Here is a 13,953-nt window from a genome sequence, read left to right as displayed (position 1 = left end):
GGCACGAAGGTCGCACAGCGCCCCCGTGCCCCTCCGGCTTTTTCAGAACTCGCACTGACTAATGGGGCCCCCGCCCGCGAGGGGCCCCGGGCGCGGGGCCTCGCTCTGCGAGGACCGGCGTTTGGGGTCGTGGGTGGGGCGCAGCCTGGTGATGCCCGTGGACACATCGGCTGGCGCTCACGAACGAGTGACCAGGCTCATTCGAAACGACGACAATTTCGACGCCGCAGGCGAGAAGCAGAGACGAGCCCCCTCGTGCCGTCGTCGATGGTCACGTTTATTGCCCACAAAAGCACTGCGTGCTAAGGTTACATTTTAGTAGGGTAGCTGACTAGAGTGATCTAGCGAAGGAGGTCTGCGCCTTGGACTCGCGCTTCAAATCTTGTCCGGTTCTGATCTACGTCGGAGATGAACCAGTCGGAGATGAACCAACTGGTATTAGGACCAGGTCCAAGCCATGAGTGCAGCCAAGCAGCGCCGTGTGCTTCTCGCCGCGAGTCTTGCTCAAATCATGATCGTGCTCGACGCCACGATCATTGCGATCGCGCTTCCGGCGGCCCAGCTTGAACTGGGGTTCGGTGAAGCGGAGAAACAGTGGACTATCTCCGCTTATGCGATCACCTTCGGAGCGCTGCTCCTGATCGGCGGTCGTATCGTTGAGCGGGTCGGCGTCCGCATGGCGTTCGGGATCGCGGCGGTTGGATTCGCGCTGGCCAGCGTACTCGGAGGATTCGCCGGAGCCTTCGTGATCCTCATCCTCGCCCGCGTACTGCAAGGGTTGTTCGCGGCGCTGCTCGGGCCTGCGAATCTCTCGATGGTGGCTTCTACATTCGTCGAGCCGCGGGACCGAGCGCGAGCGTTCGCGGTGTTCGGGTCTACCGCCGGCGCCGGCGCAGCGCTCGGCCTCGTGCTGGGCGGGGTGCTGACTGAGTACTTCGGATGGCGGTGGTGCCTGTTCGTGAATGTGCTGTTCGCATTGGTGTGTCTGCTCAACATCGCAGGTGCGCCGACCCGCGGCGAACGCGCGGCCCATCGGAGACCCACGGACTTTCTGGGGCTCGCGCTCGGGTCGGCTGCGCTGTTCTTCCTTATCTTTGGCGTTTCCGAGGTAGCCACCCGAGGTTGGGGTGACTTCCTGGTCACCGGGTGCCTCGGCCTGAGTGGGCTTGCCCTTCTCTTGTTCGCCTGGCGCCTCGCGCGCGCGCGCAACCCTATTTTTCCGCCGTCATTGCTTGCTCAGGGTTTGCGCCGAACCGCCTACCTGGCTGTCGCCTTGGTCGGGTTCTCGCAGATGGCGTCTTCGCTGTACCTGTCCTACTTCGTGCAAGGAACGCTCGAGATGTCGGCGCTGCAGACCGGGCTCGCACTGGTTCCCCTTGTCGTGGGCTTGATCGTCGCAGCGATTATCGGTATGCGCGTGCTCGTATTGCGAATCGGGCCGCGCTACACGATTGCCCTGGGCCTCGCGTTTCAGGCGGGAGCCTTCGCGGTCCTCAGCATGATGGTCCCCACATGGGGATACGTCCCCTGGATTCTCCTCGGTGTGACTCTCCTGGGATTGGGTATCGGTTTCATGATGGCACCCGCCGTATCCACGGCGACTGACGGCGTGCCAATCGAGAACAGCGGCGTCGCCTCCTCTTTGACGAACACGGCGCAACAGCTCGGAGGGGCCATCGGTGTCGCGGCAGCGACGACGTTCGCGGTGATGAGGTTCGAGGCGTTGCTCGCACAACCCGACGCTCGGGTTACGGAGGTCGAGTGGCCAGCGTGGGCGCAGTCGTATGCGTACGGAAGTGGATTCGCTGCGCTCGCCGCTCTGTACGCAGTTATCGCACTCGTCGTGATGCTCGGCGCTGCAGTCCACCAGCGCCGAGCGGCCCTGCCTGCCACGATGCAGGCGCATTTCCCACCGTCCGCGATGAGCGATGGAGCGCAACAGTGAAATACGACGTGACGCCAAGCCAACGCGCGATGGTCCTTCATCAGTCGGTCCACCCCACGGACGACTCTTTCGACCTCGCGTTCCTGTGGAAGCTTCAGGGCAGGATCGACGTGTCGAGACTGGACGCGGCGGTTAGCTGGGTCCTCAGCGAGATGACTGCGTTCCGCACGTCATTCTCCACAGCGTCGGGCGACTTAGTGGCCGAAGTCCATCAGACACGACCCCGAGTCGAACGGATAGAGCTCTCCACAGCGCTGACGGAAGCGGAGGCCGAATCTCAGCTCCTGGCGCTGATGAGGGAGGCCGTCACACTCGAACCGTTTGGCCTTTCGTCTCCCAGCCAAGCACAATGCAGGCTTGCAGTGACGCCGACTGCTGTGTACATCACGTTACGCGCGGCGCACATCGCGGGCGATGCTTACGCGTGCTACGAGATGCTCGACGCAATGTCTGCGTGCTACGACGCTTCTGAGTCCGAGTGGCCGCGGATCACCGCAAGGCTCCGAGAGCACCCGGGTTCACTTCCCGTCACAACACCGGGCCAAGCCACTCTTGACTCCCTCGCCGAGCTGTATGCGCACGTCGACTCCTTCGCGAACGCGAACGTCACGGCCGCGCGCGTTGGGGGACGGTTCGCAGGTCGCAGGTACATGCACCAAATTTCTCGCGAAGTCGTCAAAAGGCTTCGCCAATCCGACAGCTACGCCGATTTCGGACCTGTCGCGGTTCTTTATGCCGCATACGCGGCGATGGTCCACCGAGTCTGCGGGACGGATCGTTTCATCATCGGAGTCCCTGTAGCCGACCGCTCCGGCGTCGGCGGCAAGACCGCGAGCGGATTCTTTGTCAACACACTTCCTCTGCCGCTGCAGGTGGACCCAACGACAACCTGGCAGGAACTGCTCGCTGAGACCCGTCGCGGGTTGTCGACACTGCAACGCGCAAGATCGGCGTACCCGTTGACGATCCACCACGACGAAGCCTGCCCGCAAGTGACGAACCAGGCGCTCGACAATGCCGTCACCTACTACAAGCGTGAGTTGAAGCCGGACTTCTCAGGTATTGAGACCACGTCTCTCGACGTACCGCGGTCAACCGTTTCCTACCCGATAATGGTGACGTTCGCTGACGGCGAGGACACGATCAGCATCGAACTCTCGACCGCCGAGGCCTACGAACATGCTGATCTCGGGGCGGAGCTGGTCAAGGCCCTTGAGTGCATTGCCGATAATCCCGCGGCAAGAATCGTTCAGCCCGACTACCGTCCGAGCGCCGCCGCCGATGATGAAACGCCTCTCTCCGTTGAGACAGTCTGGCGTCGGATTCAGTCGGTAGCCACTGAGCGACCGACCGGTCCGGCAGTGCGCGCAGAGCGCACCCTCACGTATCGGGAACTGGTCGATCAATCTCGATGCGTCGCAGAAGGCCTCAACCGAGCAGGTGCGTCTCACTATGTTGTCCAGGCGCTGCCGAAGTCAGCGGACGCAGTGGTCGCGTTTCTCGGCATCATGGCCTCCGGTCGTGTCTGTGTTCCCGTCGACCCAGCCACGCCCACGGCGCGACTGAGACACATCGTCGAAACGCTCACCGAAGACGTGCCTGGCAAGGTCACCGTTATCGCAGCCCGGGGCGGGCAGCATCCTGCTCAGGAAATCGCATCGGCTGACATCGTCTTGTTCGGGGCCCTCATCGACAACGCCGCAGAGGCTTCGGTCAACGAGTGCGAAACGGATCGCACTGCCTATGTCATCTTCACGTCCGGCTCCACCGGTCGTCCGAAGGGCGTCGATGTCGGTCATTCGGGTCTGATCCCGCTCTTCGATGGTGCGGCAATGACGATGCGCTTCACCGCCAAGGACACGTGGATCTGGTTGCATTCGAGCAACTTCGACTACTCGATCTGGGAAGTATTCTGCCCTCTTGCTCTGGGTGCGACGCTGTGCATCCCGGACGAGCAGACGCAGAGCGACCCGGCCGCTCTAGCCGAGTATGTGGCGTCGGAGAAGGTCTCAGTACTGTGTGAGACGCCAGCAGGGTTGAAGCGGTTCGGTCGGCTGGTCGCCGAGCGGCGCCAGCTCTTCTCCTCTGTTCGCATACTCACCGTAGGGGGCGAGACGTTCTGCGCTCGCGAGTTGCTCGCGTGGCGAACTCTGATCATGTCTGGCATGAACGTGTTCAACATGTACGGGCTCACGGAGAACACCATTGTCGGGACGATTCTGCCGATGGACCTCGTTCATCCAGATTCCACGACGAACCTCATCGGGTTCCCTGTCCAGAGCCTCGACGCTGTGTGCCTGGATCCTTACGGCCGGATCGCCCTTCCAGGACTGCCAGGTGAGCTCTATCTTGCTGGAGTCGGTCTGGCGAGAGGCTATCTCGGCCTACCGACGGAGACGAGCCAGAGGTTCCAGCACCTACGGCAGCCGGACGGTACGGTGCGACGGTGGCTGGCCACCGGCGACCGCTGCCGAGACACGGACCTCGGCCTCGCGTACCTCGGTCGCAGCGACAACCAGGTCCAGTTGCGCGGATTCCGTATTGAACTCGGTGAGCTTGAGACGACGGCCATGCTTTGCAATGGAATAGAGTTCGCTGCGGCCGCCAAGATCGATTCTCCGGATGGCCCCTACCTTGCGCTCTGGTATGCCGGCCAGGCATCCACGCAAACGGTGCTGGACCACGTGCGACGTGCGCTACCTGCATATATGGTTCCGGCAGTCGTAGAACAGCGCTCCGAACTTCCCACGACCATCAACGGGAAAACGGACACCGCAGCTCTCACCACGGCGCTTCGGAACCGGTCGGTGGTACGGCAGCCTTCTGCAATCGGAACCGCACCCCGTGATCTTGAGGGCGTGATCTGCGAGATCTGGACCGAGGTCACCGGACACCCGAACGTCATGCCCAGCAGCCGCTTGTTCGACATCGGCGGTACTTCACTCGATGCTGTCGAGATCACCCGGAGACTCAACGACCTCCCTCGCCCGATCAGCATTGACGTCGTCGACCTTTTCGAGCACACGACACCGTCGGAACTCGCGTCGTTCATCGAGGCACGAGAGCGCAGAGAGGATGCACGATGACTCGCTCCCGTATCGCCATCACTGGTATCGGCTGCCGCCTGCCCGGAGCAAACTCTGTGGATGAACTCTGGAGGCTGATCGGCAGTGGAGAGAACACGTTCCGAGATGTACCCGCGGCGGAGAAAGCCGACAAGTTCGTTCGGGTGACCTCTTGTTTGGACGAACCGGACATGTTCGAGCCGGAGTTCTTCGGTATCAGTCCCCACGAAGCGCTCGTCATGGACCCGCAGCAGCGCGTTCTTCTCGAAACAACCTGGAGCGCGATTGAGGACGGCGGATACGCCGCGTCGCTCGAAACGCTGAAAGTCGGAGTGTTCGCTTCGGTGAGCACCAGCACCTATCTCAGCGGCCCCCTCACTCTCTCGGGACGCTGGGATGACAGCGACCCGAGTTACCCGATCATGATCGGCAACGACAAGGACTTCGCCGCCTCCCGCGTCAGCTTCGTGTTCGGATTCACGGGACCGAGCTTCTCGATCCAATCGGCATGCTCGAGTTCGCTAGCCGCAGCACACGCAGCTTCCCGTGCACTTGAGGATGGACTCTGCGACATCGCGATTGTCGCGGCCGCCAGTATTTCTTTGCCGTTCCTCTCCGGATATCGCGCGAAAGAGGGCAGCATCTTCAGTCCGAGCGGCCGCTGCAGGCCTTTCAGCGACCTCGCCGACGGAACCGTCAAAGGGAACGGGGCCGTAGCGGTCGTCTTGCGAAAGAGCGATCAAGCCGCCTCAGCGAATGACCGCACGTACGCCGAGATCTCGGGATGGGGAATCAACAACGACGGGTCACGGAAATCGGGTATCGCGGCGCCGAGCGTGATGGGACAGCGAGAGGCCATTCACGAAGCCATTGCACGATCCGGCGTCGTCCCGGAGACGGTCGGATACTTCGAGACTCATGGCACGGGGACGCGCATCGGCGACCCCATCGAGTTGCGTTCCCTCGTCGACGGTTACGGCCTCAAGACACAACCAGCGGCCCAACGCCCATACGTCGGAAGCCTCAAAGGGACGATGGGACACCTCGACGCTGCGGCCGGCCTGGCAGGACTCGCCAAGACCGCGCTCGTTCTGCACCATCAGCGGATTCCACCGCTCGCCGGCTTCACACAAGCGAACCCCCTCATCGAACTCGCCACATCGAAAGTCTCCATGCCGACTTCGGAAGCCACTCCCCTAGCTCCCCTCGAAGCTGCCGCGGTGACCTCATTGGGCATGGGCGGCACCAACGTTCACGCGATCCTCACACGGGCGGCGGTCCCGAGTGCGGCCCGGGAGAAGGACAACTCTGCTCGTACCATCCGGATCAGCGCCCGCACGGAATCCTCCCTGCGGCGTTATGTTCGCGTCTTGAAGGAGTGGATCGCACAGCACCCGCACACTTCGCTCGCGCAAATCGCCGATGCACTCGCGTCCCGGAAGGTGTTCGAACTCGGGGTGACCGTGCTCGCACACTCAGCCGAGGACCTCATCATCGAGCTCGAGCGTGTAATCGTCCCTGACCGCCGAGAATCGGAGGCTGTCACGAGCACCCAGGCGCGGCAGCATGCACCTGTTTCTCTTCCCCCGTACCAGTGGTCACGTCGGCGCTACTTCGTCGAGCCGGAAGTTGAGCCGGCCGTGGCGCAGACGGTTCCTGTCAGCAACTCGGACGAGGTCGCGACTCTGGCGGATTGCCAGCGCAACACACTGGATGCGATGCGAAACATCGTGAATAGTGACGCGCTCTTGATCGATGACGACTTTTTCGACAACGGCGGAGACTCGCTTTCGGCGATCGACTTGATCGATGGGTTGCACGCGGCTTACCCAGAGGCGTCCCTTTCCTTCAACGACCTCGAACGCAACCCGTCCGCTGCGGGCCTCGGCGCGCTTGTCCACCAACGACTATCGAACGGTCCGGAGCAGCCGGTTGTCGAGCACAACGCGGTGACCTTCGCTCGCTCGCCGCGGTGGAACCGCTTGTTCCTCGCGCACCCGGCAGGCGGAAGTGTTTCGATGTATCGCAACCTCGCTCGGCACCTTTCCAGGGAATGGGAAGTCACCGGGCTGAGCTTCCCGAGGTCGAGGCTCGCGCGCTCCTGTTCGCTGTCCGAACTCGCCGCAGATTACGTCAGCACGATACGCAGCATTCAGCCTGAGGGCCCCTATTACCTAGGCGGATACTCGCTGGGAGGAAACCTTTCCATCGAAATCGCGAAAATCCTCGAATCCGATGGACAAGAGGTTCCCGCCATCGTGATGTACGACTCATTCGCCACCTCCGACTACATCTCGCCGTCGGCAGAACGCGACAGCCGGTCGGGCGCCGTCGATGCGCTGCTGCGAAATCTCCCAGAGAAGCTAGCGGTCTTCGACGTGCCGACAAGCCGCGAAACAGCCGACCCGTCGCGCGAGGCCGACATGTTCGTCCAGATTTGGAAGCACAACCAGCAGGCACTTGCGAACTGGGTGCCGGACTCTACCCGCGTCGCGTCACAGATACTTCTCCTCAAGGCGTCGGCCCCCTTCCCCGGAGACATCGCCGATGCTGTCGGTTTCCGCCCGACAGGCCCCGATTCCTGGCAATCATTCACCACTGGGGAGGTCGTGGTGGAACACGTTGATGGCAGCCACTACACACTCTTCGACGATCCTCACATCGTCGCGGCCATGTCAGCTTCCACGGAACGATTCCTATCCGACCATGCTCGGGCCACTCGGTCCGTCGCCGCACAAGTTCCCTGACTTCACGCATTACAGGAGGACGTAATGACCACGCTCGCCGCCTCACATATCCATACGGGTTTCGCCGCCCAAGCGTCGTTGCTCGATCGAGCACGCGTGTTGAACGCTGATGCCGACGTCGCCCCGCGGGCGCTGATCATCGCGTTCGATCTCGGCAACGGAGCAGCCAACCACCTGGTGGGTCTGCACGTGCGCGTACTCGAATCCACAGGTGCCGTCGTCGAGTCCCGAATTCTCCCGGCACATGCAACGCAAGCGGACCTTTACGCTCACATCGACGCCGCTAACGAAGATGACGCGATCGACGGCATCCTCATCCTCATTCCGGTGCCGCCGCAGATCGACTTCCGCGCTGGCCTGAACCGCATCCAACCGGTCAAGGACATCGAAGGCGTGCATCCGGCACATGCGGTTCACATGCTTTCCACCAGCGGCGAGTCCGACCTCCTCTTTCCACGCCGCCCCGTCGTCGTCGACTCGTTTCTCGAGCTGTTCGCGGACGCCGGGGTGTCTCTTGACGACGATGACTTGTCTGTCGCCATCGTCAGCGATGTGGAGATAATCGACAACAATCCGCTGGCAAACCTCATGGTGCGAGCTGCCGCTCCCGCCGTGTTCCCCGCGGCTGCTGCGTTGTCACTGGTCACTCTCGCCAACCCGAAGACGAAAGACATCCTCCGACACGCCGACATCGTGGTCGTCAGCCTGCTGCGTCCGCGCTTCCTCGATCGGTCGTGGTTCAAGGACGGCACCGTCGTGCTAGATTTTGCGCCCAACGTGATCGGTGTCAAGACCCTTGCCAACGGGCGACAGGTTCCTGAGCTCTGCGGAGGCGTCGACGTCGACTCGGTGGCGGGCGGTGTGTCCAAGCTGTTCCCGATTCCTTCCGGTATCGGGCCCGTGATGCTCGGCGTTCTCGCGCGCAACCTGGCCGAGAATGCTGCATACCGTCGAACGCACAACACTGAAGACGAAGTCTGCTCAGCAGCGGGCGGGTGAACATACTCCTTGCGAGCACTAGCTTTCCGGGCAGCCGTTGCACAAGATCGCTTAGCGTGCACCAGCCAAAGGCTCACGGTCCGGTGGATGCATAGCGCATCCGTGCCCATGTCGGCCTCGACAATCCTGAGCCCTGATGAACGCGCCCGGCTCCACGCGTTCGGCGATGCCGATGCGGCGCGCGACTACCTAGCCGCGCATGTCGCAGCGCGCTGGGCGATTGCCGAAAGGCTACCTATCCAGCCTGAGCACGTGAGCTTCGCGCGACAGGCCAAACACGGCAAACCGTTGTTGCCGGGTACTGGCCTCCACTTCTCGCTGTCGCATTCTCGTGGCCTTTCAGTAGTACTTGTCAGCGATACGGGCCCAGTCGGCGTGGACAGTGAACCGCTCAACCGCGTGTATAGCGAACGACTATTCCGTCGTATCCTTGCCGACCGCGAAATCGATGACATCCTCCACACGACCGAGTCCGTACCGGATCGTTTCGTGTCGATGTGGACGCGGAAGGAAGCAGTTCTCAAAGCTCTAGGAACGGGACTCGCAATAGATCCAAAGGAAGTGGTGGTCGCCGACCGGGTGACGACCCTGTTCCCGGGTCGAGTCAACGAGGCGCACGTGCCCATCAGGACTCAGTCCTTCGTTGTCGGAGGCAGCCATATGTGCGCAGCAGCCTCAGCGATCCCGTTCAGTGAGATGCACGTCCGTGAACTCACCATTTCCGATCTGCGAAGCCAGATTCGTGCCCGAGCGGTCTCCTGTTCATGACAGCGGCGGTACTGGTCTACGTCGTCATCGTCTTGTTCCTCGTCCACGAATTCGAGGAGATGGTCATGATCGCCCCGTGGGTCCGACGACAACTTCGCTGCGGTAGTGCGCGCACACGGGACCACTACTTCGTGCACCGATTCGCGGGCGCCTCCCCGGCCGTGATCGTACTCATGATCGGGATCGAGTTCTTGATCCTCTCGGTCGTGACCATCACCGCGCTTGCCACCGGCTGGTATTCGTTGATGATTGGATTTCTGGTCCCGTACGTTTTGCATCTCATCGGGCACATCACCGAGTTGTTCATCTACCGCTCGTACACGCCCTCCCTGATCACTTCATTGATTACGTTGCTGCCCTGCATCGGCGTCGCCAGTGCCCTCTACATCGTGTCCGACGCCACTCCTGTAACGGTCGCCGCGTCAGCCGGCTTGATGGCTCTCGTGTTTGCCGCAAATTTCGCGATCATCCGAGTGCTCGAGCCCAAAGCACGGAAGTGGTTCCAGGCGTACGAGCACCCCGCAGCTTCACAGGCAACGGAGTGGTGACTTTGGCACGGGGACTCCCGATAGCACCTCGACCCGACACTCGATACCAGTCCGACCGAAAGGCAGATCATGGAACAAGACACGATGATGCGAGGCGCCCAGTACTTCCGATACGGGCCGCCCGATGTCCTTCAGATCAACGACGTCCCCATCCCCACACCTCGCCGCAGCGAGCTGCTCCTCAAAGTGATCGCGTGCAGCGTGAATCGGGCCGACGCAATCGCCCGCAGTGGCGGAACCCGTTTGACGAATGGGCCGCGATTCCCGAAAGGCACCGGAGTCGATGTCGTAGGTGAGGTGGTCGCGAGGGGCGACGACTGTTCCCGCCACGACATCGGCGATGTCGTCTGGGGATACGTCGGTATGGCGACAATGGGCAGAACAGGGACCGCTGCAGAGTACGCGACCATCGACGAGAAGTCAGTCAGTCGCGCCCCACGCGTGCCGGATGTGAAGGACGCTGCCGCGCTGCCGTTGGTCGCGATGACCGCCCTCCAGGCGCTGCGGAACCGCCTCCTGGTCGCCGCGGGAGAACGAGTTCTGATCGTCGGCGCCAGCGGTGGTGTCGGGACTGCCGCCATTCAGCTCGCCCGCCGTCTCGGGGCAGAGGTCGCGACGGTGTCCAGTGGCAACAATCTCGATCTCTGCGCGTCTCTGGGAGGGTCCGAGACCTACGCCTACGACGCCTTGCCCGCAGCCGGCACAGTGTCCTCGTTCACTGCGGTCTTCGACTGCACAGGCATCGAGACGGCGCGCTACCGCGACTATCTCAAACCAGGTGGACGGATGGTGACCATCGCGCCCGGCGGGTTGCCGGCAGTGCTCGGATCGCTCCTTTCCCGTAGACGTGTGTCGTTCCTCCCGGTGAAGGTTGTTCCCAGCGACCTCGAGTGGCTTGCCGACGCAGTCGAGAAGGGGCACCTCAAGCCGGTGATCGATCGGCGGTACGACCTCGACGAAACCGCCCGCGCTCACGAGTATGTCGCTACAGCCCACACGCGGGGCAAGAGCATCATCGTCCCGTAGTCGGAGGCCGGGGGCCACGAGGTGTGAGCGGGCAAGGAAGCGGCGTCGGCGGCGACTGCCTTGGGGGAGGGCTGCCGCCGACGTCGCTGATGAATCTTCACGTACGTCGTCTAAGACGCGTCTAAGAATCGTCTGCGACATCCCGGCCGCCCACCCAACGTGTGAAACTGACCATTGCTCAGGCGCTGGTTCCGGCCTACCGTGTGCGACGCCGGTCGGACGACCGGTTTGACCACCCGGACGAAGGAGATGCAGGGATGAGCGATCGCATGCCGCAGGCGGATGCCCCGAACACATCAGCAGGAGCAGCGAGGGCAGGCGGCGGGGCAGCAGGTGTGCCGTCGCGGATCAACATCGCGTTCTGGCTCTACATCGCCAGCGCCGCGCTGAGCCTCGTGGTGCTGATCCTCGCCGTCGCGACGGCCGGAACCGCGACGGCCGGGGTCGCGTCGTCTGCGAGTGCGGCGGTTGGACTCGCGGTCACGGCCAGCGTGATCTTCGGCATCCTCTACATCGCTGCGTACGTGCTGTTCGCCGTGTTCATGCGGCGCGGCGCCAACTGGGCGCGCATCGTGCTGCTGATCGTCACAGCCCTCTCCCTTTTCGGGGTCTTCGGCGCCTACGGCGTCGGCGCTGTGCGCGCGGTCCTCGGCGTGATCGCCACGATCCTGGTTTTCATCCCGCCGGCGAGCGAGTACTTCCGGTCCGGCCGCGCAGCTCGGCTGTAATGCCCAGCGCGACCCCTACTCCTGGAAGACCCCCAGCATCCGCTCCCGGTTGTCGCCGAGCGCCCGCTCGCAGCCCGACACGCAGTGCACATCCTGCGGGGCGGTGCGGAAGCCGGCCTGGCCGGGGTTGCCGAGCATCTTCACGGTGCCGTTCATGCGTTTTCCGCAGACGGGGCAGTCCGCCGTCCGCAGCTCGATTCTGATCGCCATGCGCCAACGGTAGGCCCCCCATTCGCGGGACACGCGCGGCCACGCGGAGGGCCGCGGAACGCCCAGGATCAGCGCTTGCCGTAGACCGGGCGGTCTGCCACACTGGCGGCGCTCGGACGAGAGGAGCCATCATGCCGAATCCAGGACAGCCGACGGTGCAGGAGGGCGACACCGGCGACGCGGTCAAGCGGGCGCAGCGCGCGGTCCGGCGCACACCGAACCTCGGAATCGTCGTCGACGGGGTCTTCGGGCCCGCGACGAAGGCCGCGATCATCGACTTCCAGAGCGGCGCGGGGCTCGTGCCCGACGGAATCGTGGGGCCGCTCACCTGGGCGGCGCTCCCGGACGGCGGGCCGATGCCGGTCTTGAGCGAGAGCTCGACCGGGGCCGTCGTCTCCAGCCTCCAGACCATCCTCACCAACGGGGCCGACCAGTGGGGCGGCGTCACGCCGGGAGGCATCGACGGGATCTTCGGGTCGCACACCCGTGCCTCGGTGGAGGCCTTCCAGGGCTGGGGTGGGGTCACGGTGGACGGCGTCGTGGGCGATCAGACGTGGAGCGTGTCGCTGCACGCGGCCAGCGCGACGTTGGAGACGGCGGTGGGGCTGGAGTACGTGGTCTCCTGACGCAAGGCGCGACGGGCGTTAGCTGGCGGCCTCCTCGGGGGCGGCCAGGGGGATTCGGGCGCGGCCGATGCGGGCTACGCCCGCCGGCGTGAAGAGTTGGTCGCCGAGGGACTCGATGCACATGCGGAGGCAGCCGGTCAGGACGCTGGCGTCGCCGTACTGCGAGCCGCGCAGGCGGGTCTCGATCGGGCGGTCGTTGGTGGCCAGCTTGCGTTCCAGGGCCGGGATGAGGAGGTCCGCCAGTGTGCCGAGCGAGCCGCCGAGGATGATCTCCTCCGGCGCGAGCAGCCACGCGATCAGGGTGACGCCGGTGCTGAGCGCGCTCGCGAGGCGGTCGACCTCCTCGAGCGCGTGCGCCTCGCCGGCGCGGGCGGCGGTCACGAGCTCCCAGGTGGCCGCGTGGCCGGGCGCGAGCTCGTCGTCCAGGTCGACCAGCAGCGGGCTGACCAGGTCGTGGAGGCCCAGATCGCGCGCCCAGCTCACCTCGCCGGCGGCGCCGTCGCGGCCGCGGTAGAGCTCGTTGCGCAGCACGAGACCGATACCGATGCGCTCGCTGTCCGAGAAGATGTAGGCGAAGTCCTGCACCTCGCCGTCGCGCGACCACTTCTCGCCGAGGGCGGCGACCTTCGCGTCGTTCTCGACGCGCACCGGGCAGTCGAACAGTTCGCCCACCGCGTCGCGCAGTGAGAAGCCGGTCCACTCCGGCATGGTCATCGGGAGGTCGACCATCCCGTCGTCGCGCACGATGCCGGGGGTGGAGACGGTGACGGCGACGACGGCCGACCGGTCGACGGCCGCCTCGTCGAGCAGCCGGGTCACGCAGTCGTCCAGCAGGCTGAGGCGCTCGGCCCGGGAGGTCTTGATCGGCAGCGGCACCCGCAGGTCGCCGAGGATCGTCGTCGCCAGGTCGGCGACGGTCGCGTGGATCTGGCCGGCGTCCAGCTGCAGGGCGACCACGCACGCGGCGTCGTAGCGGAACGTGAAGGACCGCGCAGGGCGGCCGACCGGGCGGGCGTCGGGGGAGGCCGCGGCCAGCTCCACGACCCAGCCGGAGTCCATGAGGTCGTCGAGGATCAGCTCGATCGTCCGCCGCGACAGCCCGGACTCCTGTTGCAGCTCGGTCATCTTCGCCGGACCGGTGCGGTACAGGATGCCGAGCGTGCTGGCGGCGTTGCGCTGCCGCATCTCCGAATGATCCATGTGTGGTCTACCCCTTCGTGCCAGTGCCTGATCTTACGCGAGAAAAAATAGTTTTGCTATTACCGCGCATAATTGCTAACGTTCCCGTTCA

Annotated in this window: 11 protein-coding genes; 9 read left to right on the top strand and 2 right to left on the bottom strand. The window is 63.9% G+C overall.

Going from position 1 to position 13,953, the window contains the following annotated elements; translation table 11 throughout:
- The first annotated feature begins 457 nt into the window (after positions 1–457).
- The 8 genes from ACFQ9V_RS18400 (at position 458) to ACFQ9V_RS18365 (ending at position 11,826) form a co-directional block, all read left to right on the top strand.
- Entirely contained in the window at positions 458–1,945 is a 1,488-nt protein-coding gene (locus tag ACFQ9V_RS18400) for an MFS transporter (RefSeq protein ID WP_382460563.1), read from the top strand.
- Positions 1,942–5,031 (top strand): AMP-binding protein, encoded by a 3,090-nt coding sequence (locus ACFQ9V_RS18395; RefSeq protein WP_382460562.1) that lies wholly within the window; start codon positions 1,942–1,944, stop codon positions 5,029–5,031. The genes ACFQ9V_RS18400 and ACFQ9V_RS18395 overlap by 4 nt, the downstream gene beginning before the upstream one ends.
- The gene (locus ACFQ9V_RS18390; RefSeq protein WP_382460561.1) at positions 5,028–7,757 is read left to right on the top strand and encodes a beta-ketoacyl synthase N-terminal-like domain-containing protein; all 2,730 of its coding nucleotides are present in this window, start codon (positions 5,028–5,030) and stop codon (positions 7,755–7,757) included. The genes ACFQ9V_RS18395 and ACFQ9V_RS18390 overlap by 4 nt, the downstream gene beginning before the upstream one ends.
- Before the next feature lie 24 nt (positions 7,758–7,781).
- Entirely contained in the window at positions 7,782–8,756 is a 975-nt protein-coding gene (locus tag ACFQ9V_RS18385; RefSeq protein WP_382460560.1) for a tetrahydrofolate dehydrogenase/cyclohydrolase catalytic domain-containing protein, read from the top strand.
- Between the two features lie 87 nt (positions 8,757–8,843).
- Positions 8,844–9,524 carry a 4'-phosphopantetheinyl transferase family protein gene (locus ACFQ9V_RS18380; RefSeq protein WP_382460559.1) on the top strand — a complete coding sequence of 227 codons (681 nt, stop codon included), beginning with the start codon at positions 8,844–8,846 and terminating at the stop codon, positions 9,522–9,524.
- The gene (locus ACFQ9V_RS18375) at positions 9,521–10,072 is read left to right on the top strand and encodes an HXXEE domain-containing protein (RefSeq protein ID WP_382460558.1); all 552 of its coding nucleotides are present in this window, start codon (positions 9,521–9,523) and stop codon (positions 10,070–10,072) included. The genes ACFQ9V_RS18380 and ACFQ9V_RS18375 overlap by 4 nt, the downstream gene beginning before the upstream one ends.
- Positions 10,073–10,141: 69 nt before the next feature.
- Positions 10,142–11,098, top strand: coding sequence for an NAD(P)-dependent alcohol dehydrogenase (locus ACFQ9V_RS18370; protein ID WP_382460557.1), 957 nt, complete (start codon positions 10,142–10,144; stop codon positions 11,096–11,098).
- A 257-nt stretch (positions 11,099–11,355) separates the two neighbouring features.
- Positions 11,356–11,826 carry a hypothetical protein gene (locus ACFQ9V_RS18365; protein WP_382460556.1) on the top strand — a complete coding sequence of 157 codons (471 nt, stop codon included), beginning with the start codon at positions 11,356–11,358 and terminating at the stop codon, positions 11,824–11,826.
- Between the two features lie 15 nt (positions 11,827–11,841).
- Here the strand turns inward: ACFQ9V_RS18365 and ACFQ9V_RS18360 are convergent, their stop codons facing one another.
- The gene (locus ACFQ9V_RS18360) at positions 11,842–12,036 is read right to left on the bottom strand and encodes a hypothetical protein (RefSeq protein WP_370056725.1); all 195 of its coding nucleotides are present in this window, start codon (positions 12,034–12,036) and stop codon (positions 11,842–11,844) included.
- A 131-nt stretch (positions 12,037–12,167) separates the two neighbouring features.
- On the opposite strand from ACFQ9V_RS18360, the gene ACFQ9V_RS18355 reads away from it, so the two are divergent.
- Positions 12,168–12,662 (top strand): peptidoglycan-binding protein, encoded by a 495-nt coding sequence (locus tag ACFQ9V_RS18355; RefSeq protein ID WP_382460555.1) that lies wholly within the window; start codon positions 12,168–12,170, stop codon positions 12,660–12,662.
- A gap of 18 nt (positions 12,663–12,680) precedes the next feature.
- Here the strand turns inward: ACFQ9V_RS18355 and ACFQ9V_RS18350 are convergent, their stop codons facing one another.
- On the bottom strand, positions 12,681–13,862 hold the full coding sequence (locus tag ACFQ9V_RS18350; protein ID WP_382460554.1) for an ROK family protein: 1,182 nt from the start codon (positions 13,860–13,862) through the stop codon (positions 12,681–12,683).
- Between the last annotated feature and the right edge of the window lie 91 nt (positions 13,863–13,953).

The organism is Leifsonia sp. NPDC056665, from assembly GCF_042791795.1.
Taxonomy (GTDB): domain Bacteria; phylum Actinomycetota; class Actinomycetes; order Actinomycetales; family Microbacteriaceae; genus Leifsonia.
Note: the sequence above shows the minus strand (reverse complement) of the source record. Positions and strands in the feature narration are given on the sequence as shown.

Excerpts from the sequence above, each read along its gene's own strand:
- ACFQ9V_RS18390 (WP_382460561.1), top strand. The coding sequence starts at position 5,028 with ATGACTCGCTCCCGTATCGCCATCACTGGTATCGGCTGCCGCCTGCCC.
- ACFQ9V_RS18370 (WP_382460557.1), top strand. The coding sequence starts at position 10,142 with ATGGAACAAGACACGATGATGCGAGGCGCCCAGTACTTCCGATACGGG.
- ACFQ9V_RS18360 (WP_370056725.1), bottom strand. The coding sequence starts at position 12,036 with ATGGCGATCAGAATCGAGCTGCGGACGGCGGACTGCCCCGTCTGCGGA.
- ACFQ9V_RS18380 (WP_382460559.1), top strand. The coding sequence starts at position 8,844 with ATGCATAGCGCATCCGTGCCCATGTCGGCCTCGACAATCCTGAGCCCT.
- ACFQ9V_RS18355 (WP_382460555.1), top strand. The coding sequence starts at position 12,168 with ATGCCGAATCCAGGACAGCCGACGGTGCAGGAGGGCGACACCGGCGAC.
- ACFQ9V_RS18375 (WP_382460558.1), top strand. The coding sequence starts at position 9,521 with ATGACAGCGGCGGTACTGGTCTACGTCGTCATCGTCTTGTTCCTCGTC.
- ACFQ9V_RS18350 (WP_382460554.1), bottom strand. The coding sequence starts at position 13,862 with ATGGATCATTCGGAGATGCGGCAGCGCAACGCCGCCAGCACGCTCGGC.
- ACFQ9V_RS18400 (WP_382460563.1), top strand. The coding sequence starts at position 458 with ATGAGTGCAGCCAAGCAGCGCCGTGTGCTTCTCGCCGCGAGTCTTGCT.
- ACFQ9V_RS18385 (WP_382460560.1), top strand. The coding sequence starts at position 7,782 with ATGACCACGCTCGCCGCCTCACATATCCATACGGGTTTCGCCGCCCAA.
- ACFQ9V_RS18365 (WP_382460556.1), top strand. The coding sequence starts at position 11,356 with ATGAGCGATCGCATGCCGCAGGCGGATGCCCCGAACACATCAGCAGGA.